This is a genomic window from Candidatus Pristimantibacillus lignocellulolyticus (genome assembly GCA_023639215.1).
Taxonomy (GTDB): Bacteria; Bacillota; Bacilli; order Paenibacillales; family Paenibacillaceae; genus Pristimantibacillus; species Pristimantibacillus lignocellulolyticus.
In genome coordinates this window covers 4,331,888-4,350,703 of record CP097899.1, presented here as the reverse complement: position 1 = coordinate 4,350,703, position 18,816 = coordinate 4,331,888, and the positions used below count along the sequence as shown (strand labels likewise).

The following is an 18,816-nucleotide window of genomic DNA, read 5'->3' as shown; positions in this document are numbered from 1 at the left end:
TAATAATTTTCAAGTAAAATTTATAACAAATCTCTACGAAAATTGGAAAGGTAAATATCCTTTTTAATAACTAACATTTACTTGTTATAATCTTGTAATAATCATTAACATACACTTGAAAGATGAATAGAAAACTAAAATTCATATGACCATTTTTCTGAATTTTGGTGTACTATATACAAATACATAAATTATACATCTTGGGAGGATTTAGAGAACATGAATGTCAAAAAGTTATTTCTTAGTACAATGATTGTTGTTTTATTGTTATTACCGACACCAGTATTAGCACGCTCATGGACAACCGTACCAGAGGCAGATTGGAGCTATACTGCCCCTAACAATGAAGACCAGTATGCGTATATAAGTCAGTACACCTCAGTGATTCGCAACAGCAATTTATATTATTTTTCAAATGACAAAATGCATATTGTGAACACGAATACAGGTAAACACAAAGCTAGCATTGACTACTTGAAAAATTCGAACTTATTATATTCGTTTTTTGGTTCATTAGCTCAAGTTGATAATAAAGGCAATGTATATGCTATTACAGCAACGAGAGATAGTGAAGGTGTTTATGCTTACAAACTTACTGCCTACAATGATGTTGGTAAGAAGTTGTGGGAGAAACCTTATAAAGAGAAGATCAGATCTATCTCAGGCGTACTTATTTTAGATAATGGCTCTATCATGACGTATTTAGAAACAGGATCAGAAAGATTTGTTACTTATACGTATGATACAAAAGGTAACTTGAAAACGAAGAAAGAATGGAAGAGTTACATTGACGGTTATCAAAATGGTTACTTTACAACGATAACTGTTATAGGGAAGCAAAAATCTCGACTTTCATATTACGATGATTCCATGAAATTGAAATTCACACAAGATTTTAATTTTAGCGATGGTTACTATTCGGGAATTACGACCGATGGTCTTGTTATTTATTATAAATACAATAGTACAACAGATAAGACAACATACTTTGCAAAAGATTCTACAGGAAAGAAAGTATGGAGTAAGGAGCTTTCTGGACAAGCTGGTCGAGACACGCTCTATGATGATCATCATCCAGGGAAAGGTACATTTAAAAGCTATTTTGGGGGAACAGTAGGAAATAAGTTTTTCCTAATTGATTCCAAAGGAAAAACCCAACAGCTAACGATGGGTGATCATAATTTCCAAACCGCAGATGATCAAACGGTCATGTTGCAGAATGACAAAAAATTAGAAATCTATAAGGCATCTGATTTATCGCTTCTTCATTCCATGAAATTAACAGAAACGAACAAAGGTGATCAATTTTTATATACTGGCTCAGGTATTGTATATCGAATCGATAGTAAAAATGAGATCTCCAAAATAAATATCGCCGATCCAGCTGTAGGTGTTTATATTAATGGTGTTAAGCAAAGCTATGATGTTTCACCACAAAACATCAATAACACGATTATGGTGCCTCTTAGAGGGGTTGTAGAAGCACTTGGAGGGAAGGTGATATGGCAAGATGGCGGGGTGAACATTCAATATGGCGAGAAACAAATCGTTATGAAAGTTAATCAAACCAAAGCAACGATCAATGGTGAGTCATATATGATGAGTCAAGCACCTGTTATCTATCGTGATGCTACACTTATCCCACTTCGATTTTTAAGTGAGGCATTAGGGGCAAAGGTCAAATGGGTACAAGAAGAAAATAATGTATACATTGAATTATAATGACTATTGTGAAAGTGATAGTATAAAACGAGCTCACCCTTTAATGAGGGAGGAGCTCGTTTTATTGTTTTAGCTATTTCATAATTATGCCTAATAGACCGACGAATGAAGTGGCTTGTTGTGGAGCGATGATACAACCTGCAAGATCTTCAATATCTACTTGCAATCCATCAAATTCACAATTACTTAGATCGACTCCGTTCAACTTCGTACCCGAAAATAAAACTTGGTCAATATTACACTGTGATAATGATAGTTTTTGTACCGTTGAATGGTAAAAGTCAGAGCTAATAAGAGAACAACCTTCAAAATTTACGGATTTAAATGTTGAGAATCGGTAGACGGAGTAATCACCAACACAATTATGTAATGATACGTTTTGAAATCTGCTTTTCGTGAAATCCGTTCCTATCAATTTACAATTATTGAATTGGACGCGATGAAGAAAAGAGCCAGATAAATCAACGTTAAATAAATCGCATTTTTCGAAGATGACATCTGTTAGTTCCATTTCCTGTAACGTGGACTCCATAATCGTCACATTGTTGAAGACCACTTTATCGAAAGATACTTTATTAGCATGCTGATCGTCTATCGTAATATCATTAATCGTGCCATTACTGAATTCATCTTTTACTTGTAAGGAGTATAACTCCCCTGTTAATTGGGGCAAAACCGCGGGGATTTTGGGTAATTCAATTTTGCTACTCATGTATACCTCCACAAAAATATAGTAGATTAGTTTGTCAATGTGTAATCTACTATAAAGATTGACCAAGTAATATACAAGCTTCAACTTGGTGTAAATATAATCAGTCTTTGTATAGAAGCAGTTTTAATTCATTCGTTATTTTTTCGGTGATCACGTAAGCTTCACCTTTAGGAGTCAGTAGTAAGCCGTTTTTTATGTTCACATCATCTGCAACATTCAAGTGATACTCCATAGGCGATCCAGCATTAAAAGTCACATCCATATGAAACAGAGGAGTGTACTCGGCTTCGCGTGTATCAATTAGTCCATAATTTATCGCATCTTCGAATACTTTTATTTCATGGACATCCTCAAATATCAGTTCAGGGAATGGTTCATTCATAAATTGATGACAAACCTCTGTACATGATATTACAATGGACTTTATTCTAGTTGAAGTCAGTAAATCATTAATAGCATTAACTAAATCTGTGTTTGACTTAAGGTGATAACCATTCACAGAGGTTGTGGAGAAATCCACACTTAATTCGTTGGCGGAGTAAAGGTTTACGCTATAAAGCGTTCCAACTGTGCTATCTGTTTCTTTATATATTGCAAGCGGAAGGGTAGAGACATCTTGAACCCATTGATTAATAATATCAGTTTGTCTGATTTCAAACAGATCTCCATTACCGCTTCTAATCGAAATATAATCAATATTATCCAATAGATCACCGTATTGCTTGGCAAGTGTAGTATCAGTTAGAGTCACTGTAGTATTATCTGTTGTCACTGAAGATGCTTTAGTACATCCACTTAGTACAATAAATAGAAAAAATAATAATAAACAGCTTCGCATATGAATAACCTCACTTCCAAAATATTACTTTCAATAATTAAACGTGAGTTTGTCCTATTATGTTGCAAACTAGAATTTAACCATCGTTGCTTCTACGGTCATCTAAATATTTACTTGCAGGTTTGCCATAAGTTCGTTTGAAAATTCTTTGAAAGTAACTAACGTCTGAGTATCCAAGATAATCCGAAATTTCTGTAATAGATAATACAGATTGGGAAAGCATATAAATAGCTGTTTTCATCCTAATCGAATGAATATACTCACTAATCGTTTGCCCTGTACCTTTCTTGAATAGATTCGCTACATAATTAGGACTGCGACGAATATAGTCTCCAAGATGTTCTTTCGTAATATGTTCGCGATAATGACTTTGAATATAAGTTTTCATTCGATCAATATGCATAATTGAAGCGGGAGCAAGCTCGCCACGATCCAACTCTCGCTGCCAAAGTGCTAATGTATCAAGTAGAAATGAGCTAACTCGCAAGCTTGTATAAGCATAGTCTTCGCCATGCTCATTCCAAATGGGCCGAAATGTTTCCATCGTTCTATCGAACAATCCAGATGATGAATGAGTCATAGTCTTAGTTTGTAGAATGGGGAGCATCTCATAAAGTTCATCTACAGCAGTAAATTGAAAGCTAAATTTCTGATGAATCGTTCGATGAGGTGTTTCCTCTATAATGGTCGTTTGCTGTGGAGTAAGGATGAAATCACCTTTACTCGCCAATATGGTCACATCGTTGCATGTAAAAGTACAACTGCCGTAAGTTATAATATATAAATGGTATTGTTTGGATTTGTGGCTTATCATTTCCTGCCAATTCATTCCTTGATCATGCTTTATTGTCATTCTCTCGATCATAATCGCACCTCGGTATACTATAGTACACCCATTATACTATATTTCATGTACTAGGTGCTGAAAAAGGAATACAATAAGTTTATTGGTTAACTGAATTAAGTATTTTGACACTAGAAATAACACATATCAGAAGGAGACTTATATGAGCCACACAAAAATCGTATGTACAATGGGTCCATCAAGTAATTCTATTTCAATCCTTAAGGAAATGATGATCGCAGGTATGAATGTTGCGCGTCTAAACATGGCACATGGAGAACTTGCTGACCATAGCGCTCGTATTCAATTAGTACGTGAAGCAGCTAACGCAGCTGGTAAAATCATTGCAACAATGATGGATATTAAAGGTCCTGAGATTCGTATTGCTACACTTGAAGAATCTAGCTACGAGTTAGTTGCAGGTGAAATCTTCACATTAACTACTGAGCCAATTGTTGGTAACGGTACTCGCGTTAGTGTGAACTATCCAGATATGACAAGTGTTATCAAGCCTGGTGATGTTATTCTTATTGATGATGGTCTGATTGAGCTACATGTGAAAGACGTTGAAGGTTCAAATATGCATTGTGAAGTAATGAACGGTGGAACGCTGAAACCTCGTAAAGGTGTGAACCTTCCAGGTATTAGTACGACTTTACCGGGAGTAACGGAAAGAGATATTATGCATATCGACTTCGGTATTAAAGAAGGAATCGATATGATTGCAATGTCATTCGTTCGTAAAGCTGAAGATGTATTAGAAGTTCGTCAAATTCTTGAAGATAATAATGCTTCACATATTCAAATCATTTCGAAAATCGAAAATCAAGAGGGTGTAGATAATCTTGATGCGATTATCGAAGCTTCTGATGGTATTATGGTTGCTCGTGGTGACCTTGGTGTAGAAATTCCTGCTGAAGATGTTCCAATGATTCAAAAGCAGATGATTGATAAATGTAATAAAGCTGGTAAACCAGTTATTGTTGCGACTCAAATGTTGGATTCAATGCAAGTGAATCCTCGTCCAACTCGTGCAGAAGTTAGTGACGTTGCTAACGCAGTACTTCAAGGCGCAGATGCTATTATGTTATCTGGTGAGTCTGCTGCAGGTAAGTACCCACTAGAATCAGTGAAGATGATGACGATGATCGCTGAACGTGCTGAGTCTACTGTTGATTATAATGATGATTACGCGAAGAAAATGAACGTTGAATCAACTTCTGTAACTGAAGTTATTTCTCAAGCAGTAGTAAATAGCTCATTGCAAATCAATGCAAAAGCAATTCTTACACCTACTGAAAGTGGTTTTACTGCTCGTATGGTATCTAAATATCGTCCAAAAGCTCCGATCATTGCGATTACACCGAATGAAAAGACTTTAAGAAAACTTACACTTGTTCGCGGTGTTGTACCAGTAAAAGGTGAATATGTAACGACAACAGACGATATGTTCAGTTCTGCTATTCGTAACAGTCTTCGTACAAGCCTTGTTGAAGCTGGTGACTTCGTAGTTATCTCTGCGGGTATTCCTACTGGACGTGCAGGTGCTACTAACCTTATCAAAATTCATCAAGTTGAATAGTTCATCTATATAATATATAGAAAGAGCAGTTACGTTCCGCAATCGTAGATTGCAACGTAACTGCTCTTTTCATATTCGTCGATGGTGTGATGAATCATTTACACTAAGTACAATTATTATTTTGCAAACTGTCCACCATACTGAATCTAAGCTTTATTAACGTGTTGGTAATGGCAATGCAGTCTGAGGATATTGATAATCATCACGATAGCAGTGCGTTGAATCGTCATAGAGAGATTGTGAGAGTTGATGAGAGATTTCAAATATCGGCAATGATGGTTCAATGTGTAATGTCGAACCGAAGAACGTACAATTTCTGAATTCGAAATCCATACAAGTGATGAGAATTACACAATCGGTAAAAATACAGTTCTTGAATGCAAAGCCGTCGAAGCAAATTGTTTCATTTTGAAAATGTTCATTCATGATCAAATTTAATTCCATAGTATAGTCACCTCAAAAGTTAATTAACCAGATTAGTTTCTATACTAACAAAGGTTAAGAACAATGTTTGTCGGTTTGTGGATGGCGTATTGCATATACTTATCGACAAATTTAGTGAAAGATTAGCAGAATTGATTTGGGAAAAATTCAATTAACAGTTGAGTCTGACCACTGATTACGCTTATAATATATCGAGATACGAACAAAGGATAGGGTGCTAAATGAGTATATTAAATGTTGAACGTCTAAGTCATGGTTTTGGTGATCGTGCTATTTTCAGTGATGTTTCATTCCGATTACTTAAAGGAGAACATATTGGTCTAATTGGCGCGAATGGTGAAGGTAAATCTACATTTATGAACATCATTACAGGAAAACTTCAGCCTGATGATGGTAAAGTAGAATGGTCGCGACGTATGCGCGTTGGTTATTTGGATCAACATGCCGTTCTTTCAAAAGGAATGACGATGCGTGACGTATTAAAAGGCGCGTTCCAATACTTGCTCGATATGGAGCAGGAAATGAACGATATGTACATGAAGATGGGTGATGTAACGCCTGAAGAGCTAGAAAAGCTACTTGAAGAAGTAGGTAATATTCAGGATACATTAACGAATCAAGATTTCTATCTAATTGATGCAAAAGTAGATGAAATCGCTCGTGGTCTAGGGTTAACAGATGTTGGTCTAGATAAAGATGTTAATGATCTAAGTGGTGGACAACGTACGAAAGTATTACTAGCGAAACTACTTTTGGAAAAACCAGATGTTTTACTACTAGATGAGCCTACGAACTATTTGGATGAGCAACATATTGAATGGTTGAAACGTTATCTTCAAGAGTATGAGAATGCATTTATTCTTATCTCGCATGATCTGCCGTTCCTTAATAGTGTAATAAACTTGATCTACCATATGGAAAATCAAAAGTTAGATCGTTATGTAGGTGATCATGATCATTTCCTTGAAGTGTATGAGATGCGTAAACAACAACTTGAGTCTGCTTACAAACGTCAACAACAAGAGATTTCTGAGTTGAAAGACTTTGTTGCTCGTAATAAAGCAAGTGTAGCTACACGTAATATGGCGATGTCTCGTCAGAAAAAGCTCGATAAGATGGATGTTATCGAACTTGCGAAAGAAAAACCGAAACCGCAGTTTAACTTCAAAGAAGGACGTACTTCTGGTAAGTTAATCTTTGAAGCTAGACAATTAGTTATCGGTTATGGTGAGCCACTATCTCGTCCGCTTGATCTGCGTATGGAGCGTGGACAGAAGATAGCTTTAGTTGGTGCTAATGGTATTGGTAAATCCACATTGCTTAAAAGTATTCTTGGTCTAATTCCTGCAGTATCAGGGGAAGTAGAACGCGGAGAGTTTCAACAAATTGGCTATTTCGAACAAGAAGCGAAAGACGCCAATAATAATACTTGTATTGAAGAAGTATGGAGTGAATTCCCTTCGTATTCTCAGTTTGAAGTTCGTGCTGCGCTTGCAAAATGTGGTCTAACGACTAAACATATTGAAAGTAAAATCGTAGTACTAAGTGGGGGAGAGAAAGCTAAAGTTCGTCTATGTAAAATAATTAATAATGAAACGAACTTGCTTGTACTCGATGAGCCTACGAATCACTTGGACGTTGATGCGAAAGATGAATTAAAACGTGCACTTAAAGCTTATAAGGGAAGTATTTTGCTTATCTCGCATGAGCCTGAATTCTATCGAGATGTCGTTACAGAAACGTGGAATTGTGAAGATTGGACTACGAAAGTATTCTAAAATAACACAAAAAAACAGCATGCCAATGAATGGCATGCTGTTTTTTTGTGTTTGTAATGAACTAATAATAATACGGAATAATAATTATGTTAACTAGATTCTAAAAGATTGAAATATGCGAAAATTCCTTACTATAAATTTGTTAATTAAATTCATAGTGGTGTCGCCCAATTTAGAGTAAAATAATAGTAATATTTGTATATTTTATGAGGGGGTTAATGTTTTGAAAATCGATCATCTGGTAGTCAATGTCGATCGAACCATTCAAGAAGATAAAGAAATAATTAGTTCTTTCCACTCGATAGGATTACCATATAACCCAAAATGGGGGAAGGGGACAAAGGGATTCAAAGTATCAAATATATGGATTGGGGATGAGTATTTTGAATTTGTACGTATTAAGCGGAAAGATGGAGGTGGATGGATTCAAGATTGGACTACAAAATATAATAATGGCCATCGAGGCTTAATTGGATTTGCAATAGAAGTCGATGACATTCAAGCTACCTATAGTAAACTAATCGCTCAGAAAGTAGATATCTCACCTCCAGAGCCTCTGAAATTTCGCTGGTTCTTCAATCTTCTGACTAGAACAATGCCTTGGCATAACGCATATTTACCCTCATTCCAAGGAGTACCCTTCCAATTTTTTCTTCAGCAAATGAATGATGAAAAAGCAAAGCAATTTATGCAGCAATATATGGTTCCAAACAGCCGAGACAATGAAATTCAAAGGATTGCTGAAGTGAAAATATATGGGCAATTAACGACGGAAGATAAGGCAATAATATACGCCTTATTCGATAATATTGAGGAAAAAGATGAAATCCTAACGATCAAGATGGAAGATCAGTCGATTCAATTTGTTCAGGATGGTACATATAAAGTTGAAGTGATTTTAGAGTGTAATAATGAACAATATGCTGGGAGTAATGTAGATTTCAATAACGTTCATATTATTAATCGTTAAAAACCCATCATTCAAATATAGAGTAAGAAATTGATTCCGAAGAAGAGCAAATAGAGTTTTAATTAAATAAGTTGAAATTAAATATATTCTAAGTAAGCACAAAATAAAAGGTGGAATTAATTATTTGGTATAAATTAGAAACAATATCCAACGGCATAGCGTTAATGATAATATGTGCAATAAGCAGTGAAAGAATTAAAACAAAATAATTATTATGTTAACTAAAGTTAAGTATCTGAATTATAAGAATCTTAACTTTACGAAATTTGTACATTTCAAGTTTGAAGTAAAGAGTGGCATAAATTTCTTCTAGAAAGTGTGATACCATGAAAGCAAACGTAAAATATATTCGAATAGGGCTAATTACTGCTTTGGTAATCATGGCTATAGTTTGTTATTTCTTACTACGAGTAACAGAATCACAGGTAGTAGTAAACAAAATGGTAATGTTTTATGAAGTTCTACCCAATTCAGAACGTATTATTAAGGATAAGGAAGCTATTAAACAATTTACTTATGCAGCAAGATTTGCTGAAAAACAAACAGGGAAAGTAGATATGCCTCCACCTGAATATCAGTTCACTTTGGGTAAGCAACTATACTATCTCTGGTTAGGTGACCAATCAAGTAATAGCACTTTAATGAAACTTCCCGATTCAGGAACGATTTATAATATTGAGGAGTCAAGGACAAGTTATCTTGTGGACATACTTAAAAATCTGTACTAAATTAAATTGTAAATTAGAGATAAACCTACCTTCAATGATTTAATAAATAACAGTTATAACATGAATTAATCATGTTATAACTGTCTGACACAGGGTATATTGACGCAAAATTGAAGGGATGACCTTCGACAATATAATAGATCCTGCAGAATTGTGCACTAAATGTCGGGAAGGAAATTACCTTCTTTGTTATGCTTTGAGTAACGAGGGGAGGCGATAATTATGGATATGCTGGCATTACTGAACAAATCTTTAAGTTATATTGAGGAGAACCTTACTAATCGTGTGGACTATCAGGAGGCGGCGAAAATTGCCTGCTGTTCGGAATATCATCTAACACGGATGTTCTCATTCCTTGCAGGAATTCCTCTATCGGAATACATCCGCAGGAGGCGTCTAACTTTGGCAGCACTCGAGTTAAGCCATAGTGATATTAAGATCATCGATGTTGCGATGAAATATGGATATACCTCGCCGGATTCCTTTACGAGGGCATTCCAAAGCATACATGGTATTACTCCCTCGGAAGCCCGGAGCCATGGACATTCCCTTAAAGCCTTCCCGCGGATGACATTTCAACTAACTATCAAAGGAGGAAGTGAAATGAACTACCGAATTGAAGACAAAGAGGCTTTTCGCATAGTGGGGATCAAAAAAAGAGTATCACTAGTATTTCAGGGGGTGAATCCAGAGATTGCATCGATGTTTGCGGGACTTACACCAGATATGATTGATAAGATCAAAAGCTTTTCGAATGTTCAACCTTCAGGACTAATCAGTGCATCCACAAATTTCAGTGAAAGTCGAATGGAGGAGGAAGGAGAGCTGGATCATTACATCGGGGCGGCCACAACGAATGAATCACAAGATGGCTTCGCTCAGTTGGAGGTGTCAGCCTCTACATGGGCTGTATTCACGGCAGTAGGCCCTTTTCCAAGTGCACTTCAAGAGATTTGGGGACGCATTTATGCCGAATGGTTTCCGTCTTCGGAATATGAGCTAAGCGAAGGACCTGAAATGCTCTGGAATGAGCACAAAGATGTAACAACACCGCAATTTAAGAGCGAAATATGGATCCCAATTAAAAAGAAATAAATAGCGGTTATAGAAATAACGGGGAACAGTAGTGGAGGGGCTTGCACCATAGAGCTCCTCTTTTTCATTAAACCAAAAGGCAGTTTTGTTGAATAAGTAATAAATTTACCAATTGAATGTAGGAGCAATTCTTTGTTATGAAGATATGCATATTTTTAGTACCTAAGATTGGGAATTTTGCTGGAGATTTGTATCCAGATAAAACTTATATGAAAGCTCTCGTTTTAATCGATATGTACGCAGCGGCGATTCCTTTTTACATTGCTCTGTATCAAGCTTTTAAACTTTTAAGCTATATCGATAAGAATCAAGCGTTCTCGGAATTGTCGGTAAAAACTTTAAAGAAGATAAAATACTGTGCCATCACAATCAGTACCTTGTACCTGCTGGGTATGCCATTCTACTATCTCATGGGGAAGAGGGTTGACCCACCAAGTTTCATACCAATGGGATTAAGTATTATTTTAGCCTCTATGGTGATCGCCGTTTTTGCTGCTGTTCTCCAAAGACTTTTACAAGAAGCTATTACTATAAAATCAGAAAATGATTTAACGGTCTGAGGTGTAGAAACAGACAACAAACTTATTAAACTAACAGGACACGAGAGTTTAATCTCATCAAGATTGTCTTTTCTCTATTTACGGCCATTGTAATCTAAACTTACAATGTATCCAACTTATGGTAGTATATATAAGGAAAAGAATAAGAGGTGATTGTCATGAAGTTTGAATATACTGTCCTGAGAAAGCAGGATGATCTATACGGTGTTAGATACATTTTGGATGAAAAGGAGCATTTTCCAAAATACAATGATATCCCCCTCATAAGAGTTTTAAATATTCTTGGAGATCAAGGATGGGAATTGGTAGTCAAAGAAAGCAAAAGTACATATATTCTTAAACGTATGTTGAAATAGATAATTCTTGAATTTTCAGATTTTACATATCGATTTGTTAGCTATCGGGCGGGCAAGATACTAAAAAACTGCTTTGGTTTGCTCTTCTTCCTAGAATTATAGAAGTTATTGCTTTTAGCATTTTAGTATTGGACTATATCGAATGTGGAAATCTAAGTTCATCAAATCATGATCAATATTAGATAAATTGATCATATCTGAAATAATTACAATCGATATTATTAAATGCTATAAGGAGTCAAGATAGGAATAGTTAAAACCGCTGTAGGTATAATTTATGAAAGTAAGAGGAGTACAATTTGGGATACTTATTTACTTTTTTAGAGTGTCATATTATTTATATTTTGGATCAAACGTAAATCCAATGACTTCGAACGAGGTCATTGGATTTTTTTTATGAAATGACGGAGATAAATTGTAAATTAAGTGTCAAGCCATAATTATAAAACGTAAATATAATTATGTAAACTAAATAAATTAAAAGAAAATTGTAAAATAGCGATAAACTACTCCTCAAATTAACGCAACAGTAAAATACAATACACACTGATGAATGCCTAAAAAATTTGACGAATTAATCTAATAGACACAAAGTACAAATAATAATTCAATAATTTATGCTTTACATTAGAGATAGACTGTTATTTTACTATTGATATCAGTTATAATAGTAAAGAATATTAAGTAGAAAGTGGGAGAACCATGGGCCGCAAATGGAATAATATTAAAGATAAGAAAGCTTCAAAAGATGCAAACACTAGTAAAGTGTATGCTAAGTTCGGAATTGAGATCTATGTAGCAGCGAAAAAAGGCGAGCCAGATCCTGAAGCTAACCGTGCACTTAAAGTCGTGCTTGAACGTGCGAAAACATATAATGTACCAAAAGCAATTATTGATCGTGCATTAGATAAAGCAAAAGGTAGTTCAGATGAAGTATTCTTTGAATTACGTTATGAAGGCTTTGGTCCTAATGGTACTATGGTCATCGTTGATGCGTTAACTAATAATGTAAACCGTACTGCACCTGAAGTTCGTTCTGCATTTAATAAAAATGGCGGTAGTATGGGTGTAAGTGGTTCAGTAGCCTATATGTTCAATTCTACGGCAGTTATTGGTGTATCAGGGAAATCAGAAGACGAAGTAATGGAGTTACTGATTGAAGCTGATGTTGATGTGAATGATATTATTGCTGAAGAGGATAATGTAGTAGTATATGCAGAACCAGATCAATTCCAAGCTGTTCAAGATGCATTTAAAGCTGCAGGAATTAATGAATTTAACGTAGCTGAGATTATGATGTTAGCTGCTAATGAAGTTGAACTAGCAGAAGATGCTCAAGTTCAATTTGAGAAATTAATTGATGCGCTAGAAGATCTTGATGATGTTCAACAAGTGTATCATAACGTTAATTTTGGTGACGAATAGATTGTTATTAATACTTTCGAAGAGGCTTTTTGTTTACTTAAAAGCAATTAAGGACACACAGAAAGTTTAACTAATGCTTCCGAAGCGACTTTTTGTTAACTAAGAAGTGTTACAGAATGTCACGAAAAGTTATAGGAGGGGCAAGTATGTATATTGAAACTATCCAATTATGGGATGATCAAGAGCATGTTACACTTACGTCTTATGTTCCATATCAAGTAGCCAGTGATCAAGCTAGTCAACCAAGACCCGCCATTATCATTTGCCCAGGTGGTGCCTATCTATACACTTCTGATCGTGAAGCTGAGCCTGTAGCGTTAAGATTTGCTTCATTAGGATATATAACATTTGTGTTACATTACAATACTTATTATGGACAAGCTCCAATTCAACCTCAGAATCAACAAAATCCGAATGCACTCGTGAAATTCCCTCAACCACTATATGATGTGGCTAAGGCTATTGCGGTGGTTCGTGATAATGCAGAGAAATGGAATGTTCATGTTGATCAAATAGCTGTTGCTGGGTTCTCCGCAGGTGGACATCTGGCAGGAAGTATTGGCGTACATTGGGACAAACCATACGTAAGTGAACATATTGGAGTATCCGCTGAATACATTAAACCGAACGCGTTAATTCTTGGTTATGCATTACTTGATAGTGTCATTTCTATGGAATTAATGAATGAAGAGGAAGCTGTGAAGTATAAAGATATGCTTGGACTTATGAACTCAGCTGTTCTTGGTACATCAGAACAGTCTTTTGAATTACTTGAAAGCTTCAGTCCATCAAGGTTTGTCGGTTCACATACTCCGCCAACCTTTTTATGGCATACTTCGGAAGATGATCTCGTTCTATCTGCGAATTCATTGCAATTTGCGATGGGATTAGTGAAACATCGTATTCCGTATGAACTTCATGTATTTGAACAAGGTGGTCATGGTCTATCATTAGCTGATCGAACAACTTCTAACAATGAATCTCAAATTAATCGTGCTGCGGCGAGTTGGGTTGAACTAGCTGATGAATGGCTGAAACGTAAATACTCCTAGTAGAGGAAGTTCAAAAAGCGGACTTTGATAACGATGAGAATGCTAACGTAGTTTGATCGGCATCGAATATGAGGTGAACTTGGGAAGTCCGGTACGCGTGTACCAATAACGTACACTTGCGTTTCCTCCTTCCTCAAGTAGCACCTCATCTTCTTGGTTCTGAAAGCCCACTTTTTGAACCTTCATTGAAAGAGGTAGTTCAAAAAGCGGACTTTGATAACGATGAGAATGCTAACGTAGTTTAGTCGGCATCGAATATGAGGTGAACTTGGGAAGTCCGGTACGCGTGTACCAACAACGTACACTTGCGTTTCCTCCTTCCTCAAGTAGCACTTCATCTTCTTGGTTCTGAAAGACCAATTTTTGAACCTTCATTGAAAGAGGAAGTTCAAAAAGCGGAATTTGATAACGATGAGAATGCTAACGTAGTTTAGTCGGCATCAAATATGAGGTGAACTTGGGAAGTCCGGTACGCGTGTACCAATAACGTACACTTGCGTTTCCTCCTTCCTCAAGTAGCACCTCATCTTCTTGGTTCTGAAAGCCCACTTTTTGAACCTTCATTGAAAGAGGAAGTTCAAAAAGCGGACTTTGATAACGATGAGAATGCTAACGTAGTTTAATCGGCATCGAATATGAGGTTGAAGCAAGTGGTCATTTTCAACAACTAAAGGTTGTCCCAAAAGTAGATTTTATCTACTTTTGGGACAACCTTTTTTTACATATTCTTAATACTATTAAGCTTATTAGTTAACAAACGATAGATATAATAGGACACATCATACATAAAGATTATGCTTCCGATGCTATTTTTGTTAGCTACGAAGTACTTCAAGAAGTATATAAAAAAATTAGGAGTGAAATTATGGGAATCATTCAAGGATTCAAAAAAGTTACGAGTGGGTTAATTATTGCTTCAATCGTATCAACTACTTTAGTACCAGCAGTAACGACAACATATGCTCAAGCACTTGCAACATTAGGGACACCATACAACCAAGCTGGTCAATATGATGTCACAGTTCCGCATATTGTCATTCAGCAAATATATGGTGCTGGTCTAAAAACAGCGACTGATAGCTTATTCTCTCATGGATTCATCGAACTTTACAATCCAACGAATGACGCGGTAGATTTGAATGATTGGTCACTACAATATTCGGACCGAGGAACGAACGCTACGACTGGAGCAACAAACGCATGGGAAATGTATCCACTTGAAGGAATAATTCCAGCTCATTCTTCTTACTTGATCGTTGGGAAAGCAACGGGTGCTGAAGCCAAAACGCTCGTAAAAGACCTTACTGATAAAGCTGATCACTCTATCGATCGTTTCATTAATAATAAAGGATTAAAGGTGGCATTAGTTCATAATACAACAGTGCTTACTGAAACTAATCCATTTGATACCAAACAAGCAGGTTATGTTGATTTAGTAGGAACAGGTAGTAATGATAGTGGTAGTGACATTGATGGATATGAAACAGCTTATCCATCTGGAGATCTTGAAGGAACTTCAAAAAAGAAAGCCATTATCCGTAAATTAGGTAAGGATAATGATAATAACAAAAATGATTTTGTTCAGGTAGACTATAGTAGTATTTCTTCCAGTTTACTTGCTGAAGTTGCGCCACGTGGTACAAAAGATGGTGCCTGGACACCAGCGTATCCACCTGTTGAAGAAGAAAAGCCAGAGATTCCTACAGATTCTAATCTAGGTGATCCTTTGCTTGATTCCATTAAAATTAACAAAATATCAGAATATAAAGTTGGGGTTACGAATGAAGATGGTGGCGTAGCTGAGATTGTAAAATACAATAAAGATAACGGTAAATTCTATCTTGTAAATGGCTCAACAAATCCTCCAAGCCTCGAAATTGTTTCACTTACTGCAGATGAGTCGCTTACTCGTGAGAAGAGTATTGATGTTCAACAACTAGCTGAACATGATGGTTTTCTATATGGTGATTTAACTAGTGTTAATGTAAATACTGTCGTGAAAGAAGTCGTTGTATCTGTTGCAGAGCAAGCAAGTGATAAAGCAGGGAAAGTACTAGTGCTTGATTATGATGGTAAATTACTTCGCGAATACAAGGTAGGTATTCAACCAGACATGATTACACGAACTACTGACGGCAAATTTATAATGACTGCTAACGAAGGTGAACCTCGTGACGCAGGAATTGATCCAAAAGGTAGCATTTCGATTATTGATACGACTACTGGGAATGTCAAAAACCTATACTTCGATAATCCATCATTAATTGATGATAATGTTATCATTCGCGGTGCTACAGACGCTAATGGTATGATCACTACTCTAGGATCAAAAGCTGATGCATTGCATGATTTGGAGCCTGAATATATTACGATATCTGAAGATGGTAGTTATGCGTATGTAGCATTACAAGAGAATAATGCGATTGCTACAATATCAATGGAAACTCAATCTATTATTAGCGTTAAAGGATTAGGTTATAAAGATCTATCGATCGCTAGTAATGCATTAGATGTCGTTAAAGATGATAAAATTTTGCTTGAAAATGTTCCATTCAAAGGAATATATATGCCGGATGGAATAGCATCTCACACAATTAACGGCATTAACTATATCTTCACTGCCAATGAAGGCGATGCAACAGGCTGGGATAATCGTTCGAATGAGAGCAAAGTTAGTGACTTGAAAGCTACATTAGTTCCAGAATCTGCAGCAGCACAATTACTAGCTAGCACTAAGACCTATGATAAATTAGAAGCTGCAAGTGGTATGCCTAATGATAGCATTTACTTATATGGTGCCCGTTCATTCTCTATCTGGAATGGCAGTACTATGACTCAAGTATATGATTCTGGAAATGAATTTGAACGTGTTGTTGGACAACGTCTACCGCAATATTTCAATGTCAGTAACAGTAATACTACTTTAGATTCTCGCAGTACGAAAAAAGGTCCAGAGCCTGAAGATGTGAAAGTTGGCAAAGTAGGTTCTCAAGTTCTTGCTTTTATCGGTTTTGAACGCGTTGGTGGTATAGCAGTATATAATGTAACGGATCCGAGTAATGCGCACTTTGTGAATTACACGAATACGCGTGATTATACTAAGGGACTAGATACAGACAGTGCACCGGAAGGTCTAGAATTTATTAGCGCTGCAGATAGTCCAACAGGAAAACCAATCTTACTGGTAGCACATGAAGTTGGGGGAACAGTAGCTGTATATGAGTTAGATGTTACAACCTATTCATTTAAAGCAGAAAACTATTCTTATCAACAAGGTTCTACAGTATCATTAGTTGATCAATTAGAGGGTGTTTCTGATATGGCAACTGATGTAATATGGGCAAGTTCAAATACAAACATTGCGACTGTTGATAGTAAAGGTGCAATAGTTTTGCTTAAGGCTGGAAATGTAACGATTAGTGCAACATCACTAGATGGATATTCAGAAGCAAAGACCACAATCGAAGTGAAACCTAATAATAATTATGTAAACCCGGGTAGTGGTGAAACATCTGCTGAAAACAATACACCAAAAGTAGTCAATGATAGTGCAAACCATCGTTCCGTTGCAACAGCATCGTTTAATGCACTTAGATCTACTACAGGGACTTCAATTCAGATTATTACAAATGAAGGTACGATTGTAATAGATAAGCATGTATTAGCTGATCTACAGGAACAATTGAAGTTAACAGGGAAAGAAAAGTTAGAAATTACTATCGCTTCGGGTGATGCAGGCTTAATTACTGTTACCTCTAAAGTAGAAGGTAAAGAAGTAACATTGCCACTTGAACTTTCACTTCCATATTCTTTACCTACAGCGAGCTCGAATGTTGCAGGATTAGTCATTTATAAACAGTTAGCGGACGGTACTTTGGTTGAAATTGAAGCTTCCGAGTATGATACGACGAAGCAACAGATTAAGCTGTCTGACATAGAAAATGGTAAGTATATCATTGTTTATACTGCATTATCATTCCAAGATGTTCAAGGTAGTGACGCTATAACTGCAATTCAATATATGTTAGCTAGAGGTTGGATTAATGGAATAAGTGAGCAAAGCTTTGATTCTAAGGGAGAATTGAGCAGAGCACAACTTGTTGCGATCTTAGCAAGAATAGCAGGAGCAGATGAGCAACAAAGCTCGTCTACGAAATTTACAGACGTGAATAGTAATGCTTATTATGCAAATGGCTTGAACTGGGCAGTTAATCAACAAATCGTAACTGGATTATCTGCTACGCAGTTTGGTCCTCAGCAACAAATTACACGTGAACAGATGGCAGTATTCATGTATCGCTTTATGACGCAACAAGGTATCGTTACACCTGCAACATCAAATAATTCCATCAAATTTGAAGACAATGATCAGATTTCTACCTATAGTCAAGAGGCTATTCAGTATCTTGCTGAGCAAGGAATCATACAAGGATATGCAACATCATCTGGTAATGTAGCATTCAAACCACAACAAGCTTTAACAAGAGAAGAAGGTATGCTTCTACTTTATCGCATGATGCAAATGGGTAAATAGTTGAATCGTGAATTGTTACGATTATAGTGCGAAAAGAGCCTAGTAATAGGCTCTTTTTTGTTGTTTCTTACTATTATGCTTTCAACTGGATGGAGGATGGGTTGACTAATAATTATATTACATATATAGTAGATACATAATATCTATGATTATTCAGATTAATTATAGTGTAAAGG

The 18,816-nt window shown here is 36.2% G+C and carries 15 protein-coding genes; 11 read left to right on the top strand and 4 right to left on the bottom strand.

Translation table 11 applies throughout. The annotated features are described in order from the left end of the window. Window positions 1-219: 219 nt before the first annotated feature. The gene (locus NAG76_18860; protein ID URN93866.1) at window positions 220-1,722 is read left to right on the top strand and encodes a copper amine oxidase N-terminal domain-containing protein; all 1,503 of its coding nucleotides are present in this window, start codon (window positions 220-222) and stop codon (window positions 1,720-1,722) included. A 73-nt stretch (window positions 1,723-1,795) separates the two neighbouring features. Here the strand turns inward: NAG76_18860 and NAG76_18855 are convergent, their stop codons facing one another. From NAG76_18855 to NAG76_18845, 3 genes are all read right to left on the bottom strand, one after another. Then, window positions 1,796-2,434 carry a pentapeptide repeat-containing protein gene (locus NAG76_18855; protein URN93865.1) on the bottom strand — a complete coding sequence of 213 codons (639 nt, stop codon included), beginning with the start codon at window positions 2,432-2,434 and terminating at the stop codon, window positions 1,796-1,798. Between the two features lie 100 nt (window positions 2,435-2,534). After that, a complete protein-coding gene (locus NAG76_18850; GenBank protein ID URN93864.1) occupies window positions 2,535-3,272 on the bottom strand; it encodes a hypothetical protein in 738 nt (245 codons plus the stop codon). A 76-nt stretch (window positions 3,273-3,348) separates the two neighbouring features. Beyond that, on the bottom strand, window positions 3,349-4,137 hold the full coding sequence (locus NAG76_18845; protein ID URN93863.1) for an AraC family transcriptional regulator: 789 nt from the start codon (window positions 4,135-4,137) through the stop codon (window positions 3,349-3,351). A gap of 142 nt (window positions 4,138-4,279) precedes the next feature. Between NAG76_18845 and pyk the strand changes: the two genes are divergently transcribed. Then, a complete protein-coding gene (gene pyk, locus NAG76_18840; protein ID URN93862.1) occupies window positions 4,280-5,698 on the top strand; it encodes a pyruvate kinase in 1,419 nt (472 codons plus the stop codon). Between the two features lie 156 nt (window positions 5,699-5,854). On the opposite strand, the gene NAG76_18835 is transcribed toward pyk, so the two are convergent. Further along, on the bottom strand, window positions 5,855-6,142 hold the full coding sequence (locus NAG76_18835) for a hypothetical protein (protein ID URN93861.1): 288 nt from the start codon (window positions 6,140-6,142) through the stop codon (window positions 5,855-5,857). A gap of 221 nt (window positions 6,143-6,363) precedes the next feature. Here NAG76_18835 and NAG76_18830 point away from each other — a divergent pair, with 221 nt between their 5' ends. The 9 genes from NAG76_18830 (at window position 6,364) to NAG76_18790 (ending at window position 18,640) form a co-directional block, all read left to right on the top strand. Next, window positions 6,364-7,920, top strand: coding sequence for an ATP-binding cassette domain-containing protein (locus NAG76_18830; GenBank protein ID URN93860.1), 1,557 nt, complete (start codon window positions 6,364-6,366; stop codon window positions 7,918-7,920). Between the two features lie 223 nt (window positions 7,921-8,143). Then, window positions 8,144-8,890, top strand: a complete 747-nt coding sequence (locus tag NAG76_18825) for a VOC family protein (protein URN93859.1) — start codon at window positions 8,144-8,146, stop codon at window positions 8,888-8,890. 326 nt (window positions 8,891-9,216) lie between these two features. Continuing rightward, on the top strand, window positions 9,217-9,618 hold the full coding sequence (locus NAG76_18820) for a hypothetical protein (GenBank protein URN93858.1): 402 nt from the start codon (window positions 9,217-9,219) through the stop codon (window positions 9,616-9,618). Between the two features lie 222 nt (window positions 9,619-9,840). Then, the gene (locus tag NAG76_18815) at window positions 9,841-10,713 is read left to right on the top strand and encodes a GyrI-like domain-containing protein (protein ID URN93857.1); all 873 of its coding nucleotides are present in this window, start codon (window positions 9,841-9,843) and stop codon (window positions 10,711-10,713) included. Between the two features lie 137 nt (window positions 10,714-10,850). Next, the gene (locus tag NAG76_18810; protein ID URN93856.1) at window positions 10,851-11,273 is read left to right on the top strand and encodes a DUF2975 domain-containing protein; all 423 of its coding nucleotides are present in this window, start codon (window positions 10,851-10,853) and stop codon (window positions 11,271-11,273) included. A gap of 158 nt (window positions 11,274-11,431) precedes the next feature. Continuing rightward, on the top strand, window positions 11,432-11,629 hold the full coding sequence (locus tag NAG76_18805; protein URN93855.1) for a hypothetical protein: 198 nt from the start codon (window positions 11,432-11,434) through the stop codon (window positions 11,627-11,629). A gap of 702 nt (window positions 11,630-12,331) precedes the next feature. After that, window positions 12,332-13,054 carry a YebC/PmpR family DNA-binding transcriptional regulator gene (locus NAG76_18800; protein URN93854.1) on the top strand — a complete coding sequence of 241 codons (723 nt, stop codon included), beginning with the start codon at window positions 12,332-12,334 and terminating at the stop codon, window positions 13,052-13,054. Between the two features lie 146 nt (window positions 13,055-13,200). Continuing rightward, window positions 13,201-14,106, top strand: a complete 906-nt coding sequence (locus NAG76_18795) for an alpha/beta hydrolase (protein URN93853.1) — start codon at window positions 13,201-13,203, stop codon at window positions 14,104-14,106. A gap of 865 nt (window positions 14,107-14,971) precedes the next feature. Further along, the gene (locus NAG76_18790) at window positions 14,972-18,640 is read left to right on the top strand and encodes a choice-of-anchor I family protein (GenBank protein URN93852.1); all 3,669 of its coding nucleotides are present in this window, start codon (window positions 14,972-14,974) and stop codon (window positions 18,638-18,640) included. Window positions 18,641-18,816 lie beyond the last annotated feature (176 nt).

What these genes read in the sequence shown, in the direction of transcription:
- NAG76_18860 (URN93866.1), top strand. Translation starts at nt 220, where the DNA reads ATGAATGTCAAAAAGTTATTTCTTAGTACAATGATTGTTGTTTTATTG.
- NAG76_18855 (URN93865.1), bottom strand. Translation starts at nt 2,434, where the DNA reads ATGAGTAGCAAAATTGAATTACCCAAAATCCCCGCGGTTTTGCCCCAA.
- NAG76_18850 (URN93864.1), bottom strand. Translation starts at nt 3,272, where the DNA reads ATGCGAAGCTGTTTATTATTATTTTTTCTATTTATTGTACTAAGTGGA.
- NAG76_18845 (URN93863.1), bottom strand. Translation starts at nt 4,137, where the DNA reads ATGATCGAGAGAATGACAATAAAGCATGATCAAGGAATGAATTGGCAG.
- pyk (URN93862.1), top strand. Translation starts at nt 4,280, where the DNA reads ATGAGCCACACAAAAATCGTATGTACAATGGGTCCATCAAGTAATTCT.
- NAG76_18835 (URN93861.1), bottom strand. Translation starts at nt 6,142, where the DNA reads ATGGAATTAAATTTGATCATGAATGAACATTTTCAAAATGAAACAATT.
- NAG76_18830 (URN93860.1), top strand. Translation starts at nt 6,364, where the DNA reads ATGAGTATATTAAATGTTGAACGTCTAAGTCATGGTTTTGGTGATCGT.
- NAG76_18820 (URN93858.1), top strand. Translation starts at nt 9,217, where the DNA reads ATGAAAGCAAACGTAAAATATATTCGAATAGGGCTAATTACTGCTTTG.
- NAG76_18815 (URN93857.1), top strand. Translation starts at nt 9,841, where the DNA reads ATGGATATGCTGGCATTACTGAACAAATCTTTAAGTTATATTGAGGAG.
- NAG76_18810 (URN93856.1), top strand. Translation starts at nt 10,851, where the DNA reads ATGAAGATATGCATATTTTTAGTACCTAAGATTGGGAATTTTGCTGGA.
- NAG76_18805 (URN93855.1), top strand. Translation starts at nt 11,432, where the DNA reads ATGAAGTTTGAATATACTGTCCTGAGAAAGCAGGATGATCTATACGGT.
- NAG76_18800 (URN93854.1), top strand. Translation starts at nt 12,332, where the DNA reads ATGGGCCGCAAATGGAATAATATTAAAGATAAGAAAGCTTCAAAAGAT.
- NAG76_18795 (URN93853.1), top strand. Translation starts at nt 13,201, where the DNA reads ATGTATATTGAAACTATCCAATTATGGGATGATCAAGAGCATGTTACA.
- NAG76_18790 (URN93852.1), top strand. Translation starts at nt 14,972, where the DNA reads ATGGGAATCATTCAAGGATTCAAAAAAGTTACGAGTGGGTTAATTATT.